The 17,158-nt window shown below is 38.6% G+C and carries 16 protein-coding genes; 10 read left to right on the forward strand and 6 right to left on the reverse strand.

Annotation, left to right across the window (positions count from 1 at the left end; all coding sequences use genetic code 11):
* Positions 1–140 precede the first annotated feature (140 nt).
* The 7 genes from ACFIKN_RS04850 to mnhG all read left to right on the forward strand — a co-directional run bounded on the left by ACFIKN_RS04850 (position 141) and on the right by mnhG (position 6,917).
* Positions 141–638, forward strand: a complete 498-nt coding sequence (locus ACFIKN_RS04850) for a BA14K family protein (RefSeq protein WP_375657991.1) — start codon at positions 141–143, stop codon at positions 636–638.
* A gap of 227 nt (positions 639–865) precedes the next feature.
* On the forward strand, positions 866–3,787 hold the full coding sequence (locus tag ACFIKN_RS04855; RefSeq protein WP_273790151.1) for a monovalent cation/H+ antiporter subunit A: 2,922 nt from the start codon (positions 866–868) through the stop codon (positions 3,785–3,787).
* Positions 3,787–4,128 (forward strand): Na+/H+ antiporter subunit C, encoded by a 342-nt coding sequence (locus ACFIKN_RS04860; RefSeq protein ID WP_273790150.1) that lies wholly within the window; start codon positions 3,787–3,789, stop codon positions 4,126–4,128. Before ACFIKN_RS04855 ends, ACFIKN_RS04860 begins: the two co-directional genes overlap by 1 nt.
* Positions 4,128–5,750, forward strand: coding sequence for a monovalent cation/H+ antiporter subunit D (locus ACFIKN_RS04865; RefSeq protein ID WP_273790149.1), 1,623 nt, complete (start codon positions 4,128–4,130; stop codon positions 5,748–5,750). Before ACFIKN_RS04860 ends, ACFIKN_RS04865 begins: the two co-directional genes overlap by 1 nt.
* Complete coding sequence (locus ACFIKN_RS04870; protein ID WP_273790148.1) at positions 5,747–6,232, forward strand: Na+/H+ antiporter subunit E; 486 nt, start codon at positions 5,747–5,749, stop codon at positions 6,230–6,232. The genes ACFIKN_RS04865 and ACFIKN_RS04870 overlap by 4 nt, the downstream gene beginning before the upstream one ends.
* Positions 6,229–6,510: a K+/H+ antiporter subunit F gene (locus ACFIKN_RS04875; RefSeq protein ID WP_273790147.1), complete on the forward strand. Its 282-nt coding sequence runs from the start codon at positions 6,229–6,231 to the stop codon at positions 6,508–6,510. The genes ACFIKN_RS04870 and ACFIKN_RS04875 overlap by 4 nt, the downstream gene beginning before the upstream one ends.
* On the forward strand, positions 6,507–6,917 hold the full coding sequence (gene mnhG / locus ACFIKN_RS04880; RefSeq protein ID WP_273790146.1) for a monovalent cation/H(+) antiporter subunit G: 411 nt from the start codon (positions 6,507–6,509) through the stop codon (positions 6,915–6,917). The genes ACFIKN_RS04875 and mnhG overlap by 4 nt, the downstream gene beginning before the upstream one ends.
* A gap of 16 nt (positions 6,918–6,933) precedes the next feature.
* Here the strand turns inward: mnhG and ACFIKN_RS04885 are convergent, their stop codons facing one another.
* From ACFIKN_RS04885 to ACFIKN_RS04900, 4 genes are all read right to left on the reverse strand, one after another.
* Entirely contained in the window at positions 6,934–7,326 is a 393-nt protein-coding gene (locus ACFIKN_RS04885) for an MliC family protein (RefSeq protein ID WP_273790145.1), read from the reverse strand.
* Positions 7,327–7,343: 17 nt separating this feature from the next.
* Complete coding sequence (locus ACFIKN_RS04890) at positions 7,344–7,739, reverse strand: MliC family protein (RefSeq protein ID WP_273790144.1); 396 nt, start codon at positions 7,737–7,739, stop codon at positions 7,344–7,346.
* A gap of 416 nt (positions 7,740–8,155) precedes the next feature.
* Complete coding sequence (gene aroB, locus ACFIKN_RS04895; RefSeq protein ID WP_375657992.1) at positions 8,156–9,289, reverse strand: 3-dehydroquinate synthase; 1,134 nt, start codon at positions 9,287–9,289, stop codon at positions 8,156–8,158.
* Positions 9,264–9,896, reverse strand: coding sequence for a shikimate kinase (locus tag ACFIKN_RS04900; protein WP_375645449.1), 633 nt, complete (start codon positions 9,894–9,896; stop codon positions 9,264–9,266). The genes aroB and ACFIKN_RS04900 overlap by 26 nt, the downstream gene beginning before the upstream one ends.
* A 260-nt stretch (positions 9,897–10,156) precedes the next feature.
* On the opposite strand from ACFIKN_RS04900, the gene ACFIKN_RS04905 reads away from it, so the two are divergent.
* The 3 genes from ACFIKN_RS04905 to ACFIKN_RS04915 all read left to right on the forward strand — a co-directional run bounded on the left by ACFIKN_RS04905 (position 10,157) and on the right by ACFIKN_RS04915 (position 12,920).
* Positions 10,157–11,095, forward strand: coding sequence for a site-specific tyrosine recombinase XerD (locus ACFIKN_RS04905; protein ID WP_273790142.1), 939 nt, complete (start codon positions 10,157–10,159; stop codon positions 11,093–11,095).
* A 78-nt stretch (positions 11,096–11,173) separates the two neighbouring features.
* Positions 11,174–12,130, forward strand: a complete 957-nt coding sequence (locus ACFIKN_RS04910) for an acetyl-CoA carboxylase carboxyltransferase subunit alpha (RefSeq protein ID WP_273790141.1) — start codon at positions 11,174–11,176, stop codon at positions 12,128–12,130.
* Between the two features lie 40 nt (positions 12,131–12,170).
* Positions 12,171–12,920 carry a murein L,D-transpeptidase family protein gene (locus ACFIKN_RS04915; RefSeq protein ID WP_273790140.1) on the forward strand — a complete coding sequence of 250 codons (750 nt, stop codon included), beginning with the start codon at positions 12,171–12,173 and terminating at the stop codon, positions 12,918–12,920.
* 1,578 nt (positions 12,921–14,498) lie between these two features.
* Here ACFIKN_RS04915 and ACFIKN_RS04920 read toward each other — a convergent pair.
* Positions 14,499–15,560, reverse strand: a complete 1,062-nt coding sequence (locus tag ACFIKN_RS04920) for a CobW family GTP-binding protein (RefSeq protein ID WP_375637301.1) — start codon at positions 15,558–15,560, stop codon at positions 14,499–14,501.
* A gap of 406 nt (positions 15,561–15,966) precedes the next feature.
* Positions 15,967–17,064 carry a D-alanyl-D-alanine carboxypeptidase family protein gene (locus ACFIKN_RS04925; protein ID WP_375630665.1) on the reverse strand — a complete coding sequence of 366 codons (1,098 nt, stop codon included), beginning with the start codon at positions 17,062–17,064 and terminating at the stop codon, positions 15,967–15,969.
* Positions 17,065–17,158: the final 94 nt, after the last annotated feature.

Genomic DNA, 17,158 nt, shown 5'->3' on the forward strand with positions numbered 1-17,158 from the left:
TTATTGCCAAGATCAACGTTTAGTACAAAGAGTAACAGAATGTCTCAAGAAAAAAGAATCTTAAGAAAAGAATCTGTTTCTGTCCAGCAAGAGAAAGGCTTTCTGTAATTACTGTTGTTTATTATGTTGAGTTTTTTGTTATGAGTATGAAAAAAAAATTATATTATGCTTTAGCTTTTGTATTTGTTAGCAGTTTTTTCATTATAATAACCACTCTTGTTAATTGGGGGCAAAATAGGAGTGATGCTAAAGCCAAACTGGTTACTCAGACCTCTCTCCAAGATAGTTCGGTGCCTTTGATTTTTACGGGGCGTAGAGAACTTAATGGTTTTAAAGGTTATCGTCATTATCGGCGTGGTTATCGTAAATACAGTGATAATTGGTGGTATCCTGAAGTGGCATTTATTACATCACCGCACTTAAGCACAAAAGGCGCATCATTAAAAGTTGTACCAGATGCTAAAAAAGTGTTTTTAACTTATTCTTCGGAAAAATTAGAAAAAAAAGAGCCATGGATGCTTAAACAACATATTGAATCTTGCCTTGCGCGTTATCGCTCTTATAATAAAAATGATAATAGTTTTCAGCCTTTTCATGGGGGGCGTAAGCAGTGTTTATCACGCTTTTTTAAAGGATAGAAATTATTAAATAAAATTTTAATTGCTTCTTGTCGTGGGCGTTATTGTTCTTAAAATAAAGAGAAGACTTGTGTGGTGCGCAGTATTTTCATGCCAGCATTGTTTTTTTTAAAATTTTAAATGCTTTTAAGTTTTATTAAATCTTATTATCATTAAGTGTGGAATGGGGGGTGAGAATATAAGTTTTTGTCGATGACAAAATATTAAGGCAAAATGGAGTTTAAAGAATGACAACACGGGAAGCAATGTTGGTATTGCTCGTTTTGCTTCCCTTTGGTGGAAGTGCTGTCATTGGCTTTTTTCGTTCGACAGCAAAAAATAATGAAGCCTGGTTTGCTGGGATTGTCGCGCTTTTCTGTCTTATTTTTACAATAATGCTTTATCCGGAAGTTCGCGGAAACCACATAGTGCGTTTAGATATTTCTTGGCTTCCAGAATGGGGAAGCGATTTGATTCTTCGTATAGATGGTTTATCGTGGCTTTTTTGCTTGCTCATTACAGGGATTGGGCTGCTTGTTGTCATTTATTCACGTTATTACATGGATCCAGCGGATTCTGTACCTCGTTTTTTTTCCTTTTTTTTGGCTTTTATGGGATCAATGATAGGAATAGTTTTATCAGGTAATCTCGTCTTTTTGGTTGTTTTCTGGGAACTCACTAGTATTTTTTCTTTTTTGTTGATCGGCTATTGGTACCATAATGCAAGTGCGCGTGAGGGTGCGCGTATGGCTCTAACGATCACAGGTTTTGGCGGCTTTGCCCTTTTTATTGGAGTTTTATTGATTGGGTATACTGTTGGCAGTTTTGATTTGGATAAGGTGCTACAGTCTGGAGATATGATCCGGTCAAGTTCTCTTTATAGTCCTATCCTTATTTGTATTTTATTGGGAGGGTTAACAAAAAGCGCGCAATTTCCCTTTCATTTTTGGCTACCCAACGCGATGGCTGCTCCAACCCCCGTATCGGCTTATTTGCATTCGGCAACAATGGTAAAAGCGGGATTGTTTTTGCTTGTTCGTTTATGGCCTGTGCTCTCTGGAACAGAATCTTGGTTTTGGCTGGTTGGCTTTTCAGGACTCTCGACATTGCTGCTAGGTGCCTATTTTTCCATGTTTCAGCAAGACTTAAAAGGACTGCTTGCTTACTCGACTATTAGTCATCTTGGATTAATTACAACGCTTTTAAGTCTTGGTAGTCCACTTGCATGTGTTGCGGCGATCTTTCATATGGCCAATCATGCTACTTTTAAGGCTTCTTTATTTATGGCTGCTGGCATTATTGATCATGAGACAGGAACACGTGATATGCGTAAACTGTCAGGGCTTTATCGTTCTATGCCTATTACAGCAACTCTTGCTTTAGTTGCGAGTGCAGCGATGGCTGGGGTTCCTTTGTTGAATGGTTTTTTATCGAAAGAGATGTTTTTTGCTGAAGCTGTTGAAACGCATATGGAATCATGGCTCGATTGGATTGCGCCTTATGTGGCAACGCTAGCTAGTCTGTTTAGTGTGACTTATTCTATACGCTTTATTCACGGTGTTTTTTTAGGACCAAAGCCTGACAATTTACCCAAGACTCCCCATGAACCACCGCATTTTATGCGTTTACCAATGGAGCTTTTGGTGTTTATTTGTTTAGCGGTTGGTATTTTCCCTAATTTAACAATAGGGCCTATTTTAGATAATGCGGTCGTGTCTGTTTTAGGACCAATGACAATTCCTTATAGTTTGGCTGTTTGGCATGGGTTTAACACTCCATTAGTGATGAGTTTTGTTGCATTATTAGGGGGCGGATTGCTCTATGCTGTCGGGCATCGTTATTTTTTATCCTGTGATGATGGGGCTCCTTTTTTCCGTCACTTAAAAGGACCGCGTATTTTTGAACGCATTCTCGTAATTATTTCTTGGAAATGGGCCCGTGCGGTGGAATCTGCTTTGTCAACACGCCGTTTGCAGATCCAGTTGCATTGGATTTTTTGGGTCTGTTTTGCATTTGTTGGTCTTTTACTTTGGTGCGATGGTTTCATTCCAGTGGGGACATTACCGCTTTTTCCACTTGATATTCCTTTTCTCGCTCTTTGGCTGGTTGGCGGATTATGTGCGCTTTTAGTTGCTTGGCGAGCAAAGTTTCATCGTCTTGCTTCACTTATGCTTTTAGGGGGAGCTGGTTTGATGACTTGTGCAACCTTTTTATGGCTTTCTGCTCCTGATTTAGCAATAACACAATTGGTTGTTGAGGTTGTTACAGTCGTTTTATTATTGCTTGGTTTACGGTGGTTGCCTAAACGTTTGCATGATCCTGGGCCAGCTGCTGTTCATTTTTGGATTCGCTTGCGTCGTTTCCGTGATTTCATCATATCCCTTGTAGGAGGTGCTGGTGTAGCATGGCTTTCTTTTGCAGTGATGACACGTCCTCAAGGTACAACGATTTCTGATTTTTTTCTAACGCATGCTTACTCAGATGCTGGTGGTCGCAATGTTGTGAATGTGTTGTTGGTTGATTTCCGTGGTTTTGATACCATGGGAGAAATTGTGGTTTTGGGTGTTGTTTCCCTTACTGTTTTTGCCCTCTTACGACGTTTTCGTCCTGCGCCTGAGAGTATTGATGCGCCTTTTCAACAACGTATCCAGAAAGCCTTTGATATAGCACAGCCTAATCGAAATGTGGGAGATACAGTATTAAATTATTTAGCTGTTCCTGCTGTTATTATGGGTTGGCTCTTTCCTATTATTATTGCTTTTGCTATTTATTTATTCATGCGAGGGCATGATCTGCCAGGAGGTGGATTTGTCGGTGGTATTACTTTGGCGATAGGGTTTATTTTACAATATCTTGCACGCGATATTCGGTGGGTGGAAACGCATTTGAGAGTTTTACCTTTGCGTTGGATAGGCTTTGGCTTATTGTTGTCAGTTGTAACGGGGATGGGCTCTTGGTTTTTTGGATATCCTTTTTTAACATCCTTTTTTCGATATATTCATCTTCCGTTAATTGGGAAAGTTCCCATGACATCTGCTTTTTTGTTTGATTTTGGTGTACTTTCTCTTGTGTTGGGAGCAACTGTTCTCATTTTAATTGCACTTGCACACCAGTCAATTCGGAGTTACCGAATCGGTAAGAAACCTATTTTAAAAGAGAAGGAAAATTAATGGAAATTGTTCTTTCTTTGGGTATCGGTGTTTTTGTCGGATCAGGTATTTGGCTTGTTTTACGTCCACGTACTTTTCAAGTCATTCTTGGTTTGTCCTTGATCTCTTATGGTGTTAATCTTTTTATATTTTCAATGAGTAGACCGCGTAGTAATGCTGCTCCAATTGTTGATCCTACCACTGTTATTAATCCAGCTAATTATGTCGATCCTCTCCCACAAGCCTTGGTGTTAACTGCGATTGTGATTGGTTTTGCAACAACAGCTTTATTTTTAGTTATCTTGTTGGTTTCACGTGGTTTAACGGGTTCTGATCACGTTGATGGACGTGAGGTGCAATAATGGAAGTAGGGGTGCATCATCTCCTTATTTTGCCTATTCTTTTGCCGTTAATCACTGGAGCACTTCTTCTTTTTTATGATGAACGTCGTGCAAAACTTAAATCATTCATCAGTCTTTCTTCTGCGGGACTGTTGGTCGTTACTGCCATTTTATTGATTATACGTACTCTTGAAATAGCACCGGCTTGCGATGTTTATCGACTTGGTAATTGGCCGTCTTCTTTTGGAATTGTTTTAGTCCTTGATCGCTTAAGCGCTATGATGCTTTTACTTTCCAGCTTGTTGGTGACTAGCGTGTTGGTTTTTGCGCGGGCTCATTGGTACAAAGCTGGTTCTCATTTTCAGTCACTAATGCAATTTTTTATGGTGGGAATAAATGGTGCTTTTTTGACCGGCGATTTATTTAATTTATTTGTGTTTTTTGAAGTTATGTTAACGGCTTCCTATGGGCTTGCTTTGCATGGTTCTGGTCAGACACGCGTGCGCGCAGGGTTGCATTATGTCGTGGTTAATCTTGTTGCTTCATTATTTTTTTTAGTGGGTATAGCGCTCATTTATGGAGTCGTTGGTACTCTTAATATGGCCGATTTGGCTGTTAAAATAAAATATATATCTTCTACAGATATTGTTTTGTTCGAAATAGGTGTTGCACTTTTAGGTATTGCTTTTTTGCTTAAAGCGGGTATGTGGCCGCTTAATTTTTGGTTGGTGCCAACTTACAGTGCAGTAGCAGCACCCGTTGGAGCTTCTTTTGCACTTTTGAGCAAGGTGGGTATTTATATTATTTTACGTTTAACGTTGCTATGGTTTAGTCCTGAAAGTGAATATTTTAACCATTTTGGTCATACGGTTTTGTTTTATGGTGGGCTTGCCACTATGATTGTTGGTTTTATTGGGGTATTGGCGAGTCAAGTTTTGGTGCGTTTGGCAGCTTATAGTGTCCTTGTCTCTTCTGGTACATTGTTGGCCGCGATCGGCATCGGCAATGCAGCACTGACAGCAGGTGCACTTTTTTATATTGTTTCTTCAACTTTAGCACTGGGAGCTTTTTTTCTTTTGGTAGAGTTGGTTGAGCGCTGTCAAGATGTGGCTGCTAATGTTCTTGCTGTCACAATGGAGGTTTATGGCGACGATGAAGAGGAGGAAGAAGATGAAGTTGGCACATATTTCCCTGTAACCTTGGCAATTCTTGGGGCTTGTTTTGGTATCTGTGCCATTTTGATTATTGGATTGCCACCTTTTTCTGGTTTTGTTGCTAAACTTATGATGTTCATGGCAATTTTAAACCATAGTAGAGAGGATTTTTTTGCCTCTCTTCCGGTTTACCAAGATTGGCTTTTTGTAGTTTTTGTCACCCTCTCTGGCTTTGCAGCTTTGATTGCACTGACACGAACGGGTATCCGAACTTTTTGGATTTCTCTTGAAGGTCGCGTTCCCCGTGTGCAGGTGATAGAATTTGCACCTATTGCCGTTCTTCTTGCCTTGTGTTTTCTTATAACAATTGTAGCCAGTCCTGTTAGTCATTATATGTCTGAAACCGCTAAGACTTTGTATGAACCTCAAAACTATATTGGGAGCGTTTTAACGGATTTTTCTCTCGAAAATAGGGAGATGAGTAAATGAATCGTTTTTATACTTCCCCTTTTTTCAGTGGTGGCATTGTCCTTATGTGGCTTATTTTAAATGGTTTTAGTTTAGGGCAATTGCTTTTAGGGATTTTAACCGCTTTGTTTTGTGGTTGGATGATACGGCTTCTGGAGCCAGAGAAGGCTGTTATTAAAAGCTGGAGTGCGGTTTTTCGTCTCGTTTTTCGAGTATTTATAGATTCTATATTCTCAAATGTTTCGGTGGCTTGGTTTGTTTTAACAAAAAGGTCTCGAGAGCAGAAGTCTGGTTTTATTGTAGTACCTCTTCTGCTTCATAATCGCACTGCTTTGGCTATTTTAGCATGCATCCTTTCGGCAACCCCTGGAACTGCTTGGGTTGCCTATAATAGTAAAAAGGGTGAACTTTTGCTTCATGTCTTAAATTTAAAAAATGGATATGATTACAAACAGTTGATCAAACAACGGTATGAGCAATTGCTTTTGGAGATTTTTTTATGAGTATGGTGATTCTTTATTGGGGGCTTTTCTTTTCACAGTTTTTTTTAAGTTTAGCGGTGATTTTCGCGCTGTTTCGGTTGATTCGTGGTCCACGGGCACAGGATAGAATTGTTGGTTTGGATGCCCTTTATATAACCACTATTCTTTTGTTTCTTACATTCGATATTCGTTCTGGAACAACCATTTATTTTGTCGCAGCTCTCATTATTGGGTTGTTGGGTCCAGTCTCGAGTATTGCTTTGGCGAAATTTCTCATGCGAGGGGAGATTATTGAATGAAAGATGATGTATCGCTTGTGGTTGCTATTGCTATCACGATTTTCTTAATATTAGGGTCGGGACTGACATTGATCGCAACAATAGGTTTGGTGCGTTTTTCCAATTTTTATAAGCGTTTGCATATGCTTTCAGTATGTACGAGTTGGGGCGTTGGTAGTATTCTTATTTCTTCATTTCTTTATTCAATATTTGTGGACCATTATTTTGTTTTTCATGAAGCGTTGCTGATGTTTTTTTTGTTTTTAACAGCGCCGATAGCTTCTATGTTGCTTTCACATACAGCAGCTTATCGACATCATTCAGAAGAACAGTCAGAAAAACCGCTGGCTCTTTTATTACACCAGACGGAGGAAAAGTTACCCACATCAGAAGGAACATCAAGAGATGAGAGCCAGCGCGGTTCTTGAAATGTAAGAACCTTCCTTATTCTGTGCTTTTTTCTTCTACACAGTGGATGGGCTTTTCTTCTTTTGGATCATTAATAAGATCGTAAAATATGGCTTCATTTTTAGTTATCCACCAAATGTATTGACCACCCACATATTTTCCTCCAGAAGCGGCAATTACATTAGAACCAACGATGCGCTTACCGTTCCATTTTAAATCAACAAGCGCAATATTGCCAGCATTATGATAAGTTGCTTCAACATGCTCTTTGCTTGTTCCCATATCGCATTGATAGGAGACGGTCTCTGTTGTTGGTTCTGGATCATCTGGTACTTTAATGACTAAAGAACTTGCTAATGCATTAATTGAACCGAGGAGGAACACACTTAAAGTAATGAAAAATTGTTTAGTAAAAGAAATTTTTTTCATAATATTTCCCGTGTTATTTAAAATAATAATGTTGACTCATCTTTACAGAGGATAGGTTTTTTTTCTTCTGGATCCTGAGCAAGGTCATAAAGCGTGACTTCTTTGTTCTTCTCCCACCAGATATACTGAGCTCCTGCAAATTTTGCTCCTGTCGCAGCGATGACATTAGCAGCAATGACACGATCACCGTTCCATTTGAAATCAACCAACGAAATATTATCAGCATTAAGATAGACTGCCTCAACGCGCTCTTTACCTGTTTCAGTATCACACTGATAGGTAATGATCTCTGTTTTGGGCTCTGGATTGTCTGGTACTTCAATGATTAAAGAACCAGCTAAGCTATTGTTTGAGCTGAAGAGTGATAAACTTAAAGCGGTGAAAAATCCTAAAATGTGCAAAGTTTTTTTCATGATGCTTCCCTATATTCCTAATATTGTGCACAAAGAATAATTTGACTGATACGATGGTGTCTACGGCAGGATTCGAACCTGCGACCCCAGGATTCATACCACTTCGATTTTCACCGCCAGCCTTATCGGCTGTTTGTGGTCTGGACTGTCTCTTCACCTTGAAGCTTTTGCTCTTTAGGTGCTGCCCGTTCAGTCTCTACACCTTTCTCTCATTTGAAGAGAGACTTGGCTCGGGATTGGCATATAGTCGCCCATGAAGCTTTCCCCGAATTTGAGCAGATTCACTTTGAGGATTTCTCCTCAAAGTGCCCAATTTCTTTAGGAATCCTGTGCTCTATCCTACTGAGCTACGCAGACATCATCATATTTAATCTTTAATAGAAGTATAAAAACGAATCAATTATATTCAATATGAATTAACGAATTTCTGTTAATTTTTGTTCCAAAAAAGATAAAACTGCATCTGGTGAAACATTTTTTGCAATAAATGATTGGCCAAGTCCGCGCGTTAAGATGAAGGTCAAATTATTTTGTAAAACTTTTTTATCTTGGGCAATGAGAGTCATTAAAGTTTCAGCATCTGGTAGACACCCTGGGATATCCTTTAATTGTGTAGGTAATCCTATTGCTTTAAGGTGTGCTTCAACGCGTTGTGTAAGCGTGGGGCTTATTAAATTTAATTGAGCAGAAAATTGATGCGCTAGAATCATTCCAATTGCTACAGCTTCACCGTGAATTAAACGCTTTGAGTCATAAGCGGTTGCTGTTTCAAGCATGTGTCCAAATGTATGGCCGAGATTTAAGAGTGCGCGCTCTCCTGTTTCGTGTTCGTCACGTGCTACAATGGCAGCTTTAAATTGGCATGAGCGGACAATGGCTTCTGTTCGCATAGGGCCATTAGAAAAGACTTCTTGTCCATTTTTTTCAAGCCATTCAAAAAAATCAGGCTGGTTAATGAGTCCATATTTGACCATTTCCGCGTAACCAGCACGAAATTCACGCAGTGATAGGGTATCAAGGACACAGGTGTCAGCAATAACGCATTGCGGTTGAAAAAAAGCACCAATAAGATTTTTGCCATATCGGCTGTTGATGCCCGTTTTTCCACCAACAGAGGAATCAATTTGTGCAAGAAGCGTTGTGGGCATTTGAATGAAGTTCATACCACGGCGGATTATACTTGCCGCAAATCCTGCTAGATCGCCAATGACACCACCGCCAAAAGCAATAACACAGTCGCCTCTTTCTAAACGCGCAGCAAGAATTTGATCGATGACAACTTGCAGGGTTGAAAATGATTTTGATTGTTCTCCCGCTTCTACAATAATAGGGACAGTATGAATTTTATTTTTTGTTAATTCTGCTTGCAATATCTCCAAATGAAGGGAAGCAACATTTGTATCTGTAACAAGTGCAAAGCGCGTTGGATAAGGATCTTTTTTGTTAAGAGCATGTTTAATCTGTGAAGCAGCTTGTGTAACCAGACCCGGACCAATGATGATATCGTAACAGTGTTTGTCCAGTTTAACAGTGACGGTTTTGGTTTGCATGCTGGTTATCCCTATTGTTAATTTCTGTGTATAGGTAGTGCTGTACGGATCGTATAACATTTTGTGCTACGGTATGACGGCTTTCTTTATGACTGTTAATTGTTAAGTTTGCCTTTTCATAGATAGGATAACGCTGTTCCATGAGTTTTTGCATGGTTTCTTTAGGATTGGCTGTTTGAAGCAGGGGACGTGTCGGGTGCTTTGAGACACGTTGCATGAGGATATCAAGATCGACTTTTAGCCATATAGATATACCATTTTTGTGAATGGCTTTTCGGATATTTTCATTTATGTAGGCACCACCACCTGTTGCTAAAATAAGGGGACTTTTTTTCATGAGGTTTAGAATAACACGCTGTTCAAGAGCACGAAATTCGGATTCACCATAAATTTCAAAGAGTTCCGTGATTGTCATTTGTGCAGCTTTTTCAATTTCTTGGTCAGAATCATAAAAGGGTAAACGAAGCATGGTGGCGACGCGTTTTCCGATCACTGATTTGCCTGCCCCCATAAGGCCAACAAGGACAAGTGCTCTTTTATCAAGGGACGATAAGAGCTGATTCTTTATTTGTGTTATGGGGATTCGTTTTGGTCGATTGCTTTTCATAACTTTATTTCGGCATTTATCCATCTTAAAGTCAATTCCTGTTAATCTTTGTGAGGCATTATACGAGATAGAATATTTTTGGGTAGGTTATTGTCTTATGCCAACATTGACTAGATTTTTGATGATTCTTTTCATTTTGTTTTCTGTTTTTTTCATTATAATGGGTGCTCTTGTGGTTTGGGTTGAACCAGTAACTGTGGATATGTACATTGATGTTCCCTTGGATTCATGGAATCTTTCTACGGAAGTGAATCAATGAAATGAAAAGTGGTGCTGTGATAGATCATTTTCTTGAGATGATGAGCGCGGAGAGAGGGGCTTCACCTCATACACTTGCGGCTTATCAGCATGATTTGCAGTGGGCACAAGACGAATTGTCTTCACACTCTGTTTCGCTTTTTTCAGCACAAAAAGAAGATTTAATTACCCTTTTGTCGCTTATGCATACTTTTGGTTTTGCGGCATCATCGCAAGCGCGCCGTTTATCGACTTTGCGTCAGTTTTATCAATTTCTTTATGCTGAAGGGTTGAGAGCAGATGATCCCTCTCATGATATTGATGCACCTCGTCAGGGGCGTCCTTTGCCCAAAATCATGAGTGAAGATGCAGTGATAAAATTGCTTGATTTGGCACAGTTAGAAGTCAATCAAGCAGATTATGGGTCCAAAGAGTATTTCCGTGCACTGCGTCTTCAGCTATTGATTGAAATGCTGTATGCAACGGGATTACGCATCAGTGAGTTGGTGAGTCTGCCGGTTCAGTCTGTTCGAAGGAAGGAGTACAGCGTTTTGGTTCGTGGTAAGGGCAAAAAAGAACGAATGGTGCTGTTATCAAAAAAAGCATGCCAAGTTCTTTCACAGTGGTTAAACTTGCGTGATCAGGGAAAGGGTGCTACGAGTTCTTATCTTTTTCCCGCGCATTCCGAGACAGGATATATTGCTCGTCAAGTCGTTGCGCGGGAGTTGAAAAATCTCGCTAGAAGAGCAGGAATAGAAAGTGATAGCTTTTCTCCCCATGTGTTGCGTCATGCTTTTGCTAGTCATCTTTTGCAAAATGGTGCTGATTTGCGTGCCGTTCAACATTTGTTAGGTCACTCTGATATTGCTACTACTCAGATTTATACCCATGTGTTGGAAGAGGGACTTTATCGTTTAGTCAATGAGCATCATCCACTTGCCGATGAGCAAAAGGCTCGTTAAAGAAAAGGTGATGTTTTTGAAAAAGACTTTATAAAGCAAATTATAAGTGTATAAGTGACACTGAATGAGTTGACACAAATGTATAATTATCTTGATTTTGAAAAACCAGTTGCTGATCTTGATGGGAAAATTCTTGAATTAAAAAAAATTTCTCAGGAAAAAGGCAGTCTTGATATGAGCGATGAGATTGCTCGCCTTGAAACGCGTTCCCAAACAGCCTTGCGCGATATTTATAAAAAATTATCGCCGTGGCAAAAAACGCAAGTCGCTCGTCATCCTAATCGTCCCCATTTTATGGACTATTCTAAACGCCTATTGAGTGACGTTACGCCTTTGGCCGGAGATCGCAAGTTTGCTGAAGATGAGGCTATTCAAGCGGGGTTTGCACGCTTTAAAGGTGAGGCCGTTGCTTATATCGGTCAAGAGAAAGGTTATGACACGCAAACACGTTTGCGCTATAATTTTGGTTCTGCACGTCCAGAAGGCTATCGTAAAGCTGTACGTATTATGGAAATGGCTGATCGTTTTGGTTTGCCACTTCTCACTTTTGTTGATACGGCAGGCGCTTATCCTGGTGTGAGTGCTGAAGAACGGGGGCAGGCAGAAGCAATTGCCCAATCAACAGCTACAACTTTGCGTTTGAAAGTTCCTGTAGTTTCCGTTGTTATTGGAGAAGGCGGTTCTGGAGGGGCGATAGCAATCGCGGCTGCCAATAAAGTTTATATGTTGGAGCACGCAATTTATTCTGTTATTTCACCAGAAGGAGCAGCTTCTATTTTATGGCGTGATCCAGCTCGTGCGAAAGATGCTGCAATGAATATGCGTATTACCGCTCAAGATTTGTATCGCTTAAAGATTATTGATGGCATTATTTCGGAACCTTTAGGGGGAGCACATCGTGGCAAAGAGATTGCCATTGATGCAACGGGTGATGTTATTTCAGAGGCTTTAAAAGCTATGGCTGGAAAAGATGGGGAAGCTCTTAAACAAGAGCGAAGGGAAAAATATCTTCAAATTGGTCGATCTCTAACATAGGTTATTTTTTGTGAGGGGTGTTGGATTGGAGTTTTATTCGATGACATTTAGCAGATTCCTCGCTGTGTGCATGTTGTTTGTAATGGGAATATTGACAGCATGTGAAGGAAGATTACCAGCTTCTATTCGTGCTAAGGTTGAGCAGCCGTTGCCGCAAGAAATCCAGAATAGAATGGCTTTGTACGATATTGATCCTTATGCACCAATTGTAATGCGATTTTTCAAGGAAGAAAATCTTGCTGAAGTTTGGAAACAATCTCGTTCAGGACCTTTTATCTTGGTTGCTCGCTATGGCATTTGCAAATGGTCTGGTAAGCTTGGACCTAAATATAAAGAAGGGGATCTTCAGACACCAGAGGGTTTTTATACTATTAGCGCAAACCAAATGAATCCTTATTCAAAATATTATCTTTCTTTTAATATAGGATTTCCTAACCTTTATGATCAAGAAAATGGTCGCACAGGAAGCAATCTTATGGTGCATGGTTCTTGCTTTTCCGCAGGTTGTTATTCTATGAGTGATAAGAACATGGCTCAGATTTATGCGTTTGCACGGGATGCTTTTAAAGGAGGACAAAGAGAGTTTCAGTTACAGGCTTTTCCTTTCCGCATGACCGAGGATAATATGTCACGTCATAGCAAGGATCCTCATTATCAATTCTGGGTTATGCTTAAGAAAGGTTATGATTTTTTTGAAAAAAATCGTCAACCTCCAACTGTTGAGGTTTATGGAAAACGTTACGTTTTTAATCGCGATATTGATAAAACTTCAGTTTCTCGAATGCCGTGAGTGTTATTGTATTCTATTGCACTGTAACACTATCACTTAATAATGGCGATACAGGATATGCAAAAACTTTGCACATAAGGTGTTTAAGTGAGTAGTCAATATTTTAAAGCGCAGAGTTTTTTCATAGAGCCTTATGTAAGTAAATCAGATGAAGTGGGAAGCCAAGAGGAATTTTCTCAAAGAAGTTGGATTGTTTGCACATCGGCACTGGTGTCAATCTTCGTTTTTAGTGAAGAGTAAGTTAACATGGAATGTGCCTCTCTTTTTATTTCTTTCAAAGAGTTTTATTCTTTTATGCTGTAAAATATTGTCTTGTCGTGCTGTTATATAAGATACATTCACATATTTTAAAATGCGATATTGCCTCTGTCTGATTTTGGTTTTTTCTTAACAGGGATTTTGATTTCAATTAGCTTGAATAAATATAGAGTTGAGCAGAATATTTTAGAACCAAGAATTTGGCCAATCTGTCTGTGAAATGAATCACATGAAGTGGTTTGCAGATGAAGCGCATTTAGAGAGAAAACAATCTGTTTACAGATTGATGGATATTGAAAATTTTTATCATAACAATTTGATTTATAATGATAGTTTATAATTTTTCAGTTTGAATTAGGGACTAAATATCATAAGATCCTTTTATCTTAAAATTTGTTTATGGTGAATCAATCGAAACCATTTTTTGCACGCCATAAAATTGGATTGGCATGTGAATAAAATTTTTAAAGAAAGGAGTACAGATAGTTCTCATGAGTACTCTAAAGTGCCAAGTTTTTTCAAAACATTTTTAACTGGCAAAAGTATGAGGCGATCAGTTTACATATTTATAGAGTAAAGATGGAGAATGGGCCTTATACATTTCATGGAGAATTTTGTATTATATTATTTATGGGTAGCGTCTTGAAATAGGAATAATGCGTATTGAGAGACGGTGTTTTTAAACGAGTGCGTGAATTCGTGATACAATGGTATTCTATTTTGTGTGAGGGCGACGATTTTACAGATAAGGGTAATATGTTAGCGCTGGAGTGTTTTAATAGATAGTCATTTTCCGGCATGTGATTTTGTAAGAGAGCTAAAAAGTTTCAATTGTGGTAGTCTATGGGGATTTTGCCGCTCAGTGAAAAGGTACGAATAATTTTATGAGAGGCATTATTGTGCAGAAAGCATTGTTAAAAATGTGTATTTTCTTATTTTTTATTCCATTATGTTAATAAACTTGAATAGAAATATTTATGAAAGTTTTTTATAAATTTATAACATATTGATTATAAAGATAATTTAGTGTTATTCAACTTGAATTAGAACCCTGAATACCGTAAGATTCCACATTTCAAAGCTGTTGCATGTTGAATAAATTGAAACCATTTGCTTGCACATTACAAGCGAGGATTGCTGCGTGGGTGAAATTGTACAAGAAAGACTAAAATGCTTTTTACAAACCGTTTCAAGTGCCAAAAGCTATTTCAACATTGGGAATTAGCAAAGTGTGTAATGATGTGCCGGTTTGCTCCTTTAAAAACATAAAGATGGTGGTGTCAATGAATTTAATGCTATATCATTGAAGAGGAGAAAAAATTAAAATTTTATTCCTGGAATGACCAGAGGATTTTCTAAGAGAGCTGTTTTGTCTGCAGTATCTATTGCTGGTTTATTAAAAAAAGCATTGAGGAGTTTTTGTATAGCTTCTTTTTCAACACCATCGGCAATGATGACGAAACGTGTTTGTTTTATTCCTTTTGGCCATGCTGGCAATCTTATGGGAGGGTGAAAAAATGTTTGTACGCCATGTAATACGAGTGGGCGATAAGGGTCATCACGCAATGCGATAATTGCTTTAATACGTAATAATTTTGTACCATAACGCTCTTGTAGGAGATCTAAAAAGGCTTCAATTGTGGCGTAATCAACAGGACCCTCACAGTTTAGTGAAAAGGTACGAATGGTTTTATGGGGGGTATGATCATGCGGGGTAGTCGTAAGATTTTGTTTAAGTTTTGTATTTTCTACTTTTTCATCCCATAATGTGTTATTTATTAATAGATTTGAACAGAAATCTTCAGAATGGGCGTCAATGATTTGTGCTGTAGGATTCATTGTTTTAAGTGTGCTAAGGAGTGTATCTGAAAGCGTTTGTGGGTCTCTAAGATCTGTTTTGGTGAGAATGATTTTATCAGCAAATATTAATTGTTTATATATTTCAGGATAGCGCTCACATATGGAAAGCGGGCTTAATGTATCAAATGTTGCAAGAACAGCATTTATGGACAATGTTTGAATAAACAACGGGTGGCTTAAAAGTATTTGTAAAATAGGGGCGGGATCAGCCATCCCTGTGGTTTCAATGATAATATGATGGAGTTGTTTGATCTGTCCTGTCTGAACGCGATTTATTAAATCAATTAATGTGTCGATGAGATCACTGCGTAAATTGCAGCATAAGCAGCCATTGGCAAGCTCAATAATTCCTTCTGTCGTTTTTTCAACCAGAAGGTGGTCAATACTGATTTCGCCGAATTCATTGATGATAACAGCACATTCTGTTAAAAGAGGGTCTTGTAGCATACGGTTGAGCAAAGTTGTTTTGCCAGAGCCTAAAAAACCTGTAATAAGCGTGAGGGGGATGCGCTTTATTTTCATGTTAATCATCAATCATAGTTTTGTTTTTAAAAAATATATCTCAGTATGTCTAACCAATTTATAATGGTGTCCGTGAGGGATATAATGGTTAATCCCCCATGAAATCCATTGTACCACTATCTTTACGCTTATAAAGGTAGGTGCACGTGGGTATATCATACACTTTTTAGCGTCAATGTTACGATAATTCTTAGTTCTTGAAAGGACTTATAGGAAGAATTTTTATTCTTTGTTTTAATTATTTTATCTACATGTTTATCCACCTTGTGGTGGCAAGAAACTGGTTTTTATTGCTTCAACAAATACAGATTTGAAATGAGAGAATCTTACAATACTTGTGGTTCTGACATAAGGTACAAAATAATTAATTATCATTATAAATCAAAGTATTATAATTAATTTTAGATTATGATTTATGACTTTTTATAGAATGGTTTGCGTGCCTTTTATACGGAATATAGGGTTTTCTTAGTGGTTTTACTGTCATTTTAGGTGTTTGTGGCGTACGAATGAGATGTACTGATAAAGGATGAGAAAAAGAAGGTGGAGCAGTGATAAAAGGTGAGGTGAGAATAATATTTCCTTGATCATCATATGAATTTGCATGCATTTTTATGGCTTCAGGTGTGCATGTTTGTTGTCTCATATTGTTGGCTTGTGTTATGTTGCTCCCATAAGGTTTTAATGTTGCTAGTGTTAATTGGGGGTTTCCTTGGTGCAAAAATCCTGTTTCAAGAAGTTGTGCAGCTTTTTCTTCTCTTTCACTTATGTTGTTAGCACCTAGAATGACAGCAATAATTGTACGTTTATTGCGGGTGGCTGAGGCAACAAGATTAAAACCAGAGGCACAAATAAAGCCTGTTTTCATACCGTCTATCCCATAAAAACGGCCAATGAGGTTGTTTGAGTTATGTTGGATTTTTCGATTATTACCAAAATCAATGGCTGGAATAGAAAAATAATGAGCATATTGTGGAAATTCTCGACGTATTTGAACGGCTAAAAGAGCAATATCGCGTGCCGTGGAGTAGTTTTGAGGATCTGGTAAACCACTTGCGTTCGCAAAATGGGTGCCAAACATGCCTAAACGTTTAGCTTCGCTATTCATTTTACGTACAAAATCTTTCTGTGAACCCGCAATAGCTTCACTCATGGCAATGGCTAAATCATTGGTAGATTTAACCATGGTAATACTTAAGGCTGTATCAAGTGTGAGTACAGAACCAGCTTTATAGCCTGAACGATATGAGGGAGCTTTTGCGGCGTATTCGCTGATGGTGATATGTTTGTTTGGTGAAACTTCCCCTCGGCTCATGGCACGAAAAATAACATAAGCGGTCATTAATTTTGTCAAGGAAGCAGGATACCAACGCTCAAAAGCTTGATTATGTTTTAAGATACGCCTCGTTGTAACATCAACAGAAATAAAAGGCTGCGCTAGAGCAACAGCGCTGGATAAACTCAAAATCACAGAAAAAAATAAATTATAGAAGAGACGTTGCATTAATTTAAATCTAGTTCCCTCTTATTCGTTATTTAGAATTGTTTTAATGTAGCACACAAAGCTTTTGAGTCTAGGATAGGGAGGAAAGATGGTT

Source organism: Bartonella sp. CL436QHHD, assembly GCF_042195105.1.
Classification (GTDB): Bacteria; Pseudomonadota; Alphaproteobacteria; order Rhizobiales; family Rhizobiaceae; genus Bartonella.

Bases quoted from the DNA above. Each gene is read 5' to 3' on its own strand.
- ACFIKN_RS04850 (WP_375657991.1), top strand. From the start codon at position 141: ATGAGTATGAAAAAAAAATTATATTATGCTTTAGCTTTTGTATTTGTT.
- ACFIKN_RS04855 (WP_273790151.1), top strand. From the start codon at position 866: ATGACAACACGGGAAGCAATGTTGGTATTGCTCGTTTTGCTTCCCTTT.
- ACFIKN_RS04860 (WP_273790150.1), top strand. From the start codon at position 3,787: ATGGAAATTGTTCTTTCTTTGGGTATCGGTGTTTTTGTCGGATCAGGT.
- ACFIKN_RS04865 (WP_273790149.1), top strand. From the start codon at position 4,128: ATGGAAGTAGGGGTGCATCATCTCCTTATTTTGCCTATTCTTTTGCCG.
- ACFIKN_RS04870 (WP_273790148.1), top strand. From the start codon at position 5,747: ATGAATCGTTTTTATACTTCCCCTTTTTTCAGTGGTGGCATTGTCCTT.
- ACFIKN_RS04875 (WP_273790147.1), top strand. From the start codon at position 6,229: ATGAGTATGGTGATTCTTTATTGGGGGCTTTTCTTTTCACAGTTTTTT.
- mnhG (WP_273790146.1), top strand. From the start codon at position 6,507: ATGAAAGATGATGTATCGCTTGTGGTTGCTATTGCTATCACGATTTTC.
- ACFIKN_RS04885 (WP_273790145.1), bottom strand. From the start codon at position 7,326: ATGAAAAAAATTTCTTTTACTAAACAATTTTTCATTACTTTAAGTGTG.
- ACFIKN_RS04890 (WP_273790144.1), bottom strand. From the start codon at position 7,739: ATGAAAAAAACTTTGCACATTTTAGGATTTTTCACCGCTTTAAGTTTA.
- aroB (WP_375657992.1), bottom strand. From the start codon at position 9,289: ATGCAAACCAAAACCGTCACTGTTAAACTGGACAAACACTGTTACGAT.
- ACFIKN_RS04900 (WP_375645449.1), bottom strand. From the start codon at position 9,896: ATGAAAAGCAATCGACCAAAACGAATCCCCATAACACAAATAAAGAAT.
- ACFIKN_RS04905 (WP_273790142.1), top strand. From the start codon at position 10,157: ATGAAAAGTGGTGCTGTGATAGATCATTTTCTTGAGATGATGAGCGCG.
- ACFIKN_RS04910 (WP_273790141.1), top strand. From the start codon at position 11,174: ATGTATAATTATCTTGATTTTGAAAAACCAGTTGCTGATCTTGATGGG.
- ACFIKN_RS04915 (WP_273790140.1), top strand. From the start codon at position 12,171: ATGACATTTAGCAGATTCCTCGCTGTGTGCATGTTGTTTGTAATGGGA.
- ACFIKN_RS04920 (WP_375637301.1), bottom strand. From the start codon at position 15,560: ATGAAAATAAAGCGCATCCCCCTCACGCTTATTACAGGTTTTTTAGGC.
- ACFIKN_RS04925 (WP_375630665.1), bottom strand. From the start codon at position 17,064: ATGCAACGTCTCTTCTATAATTTATTTTTTTCTGTGATTTTGAGTTTA.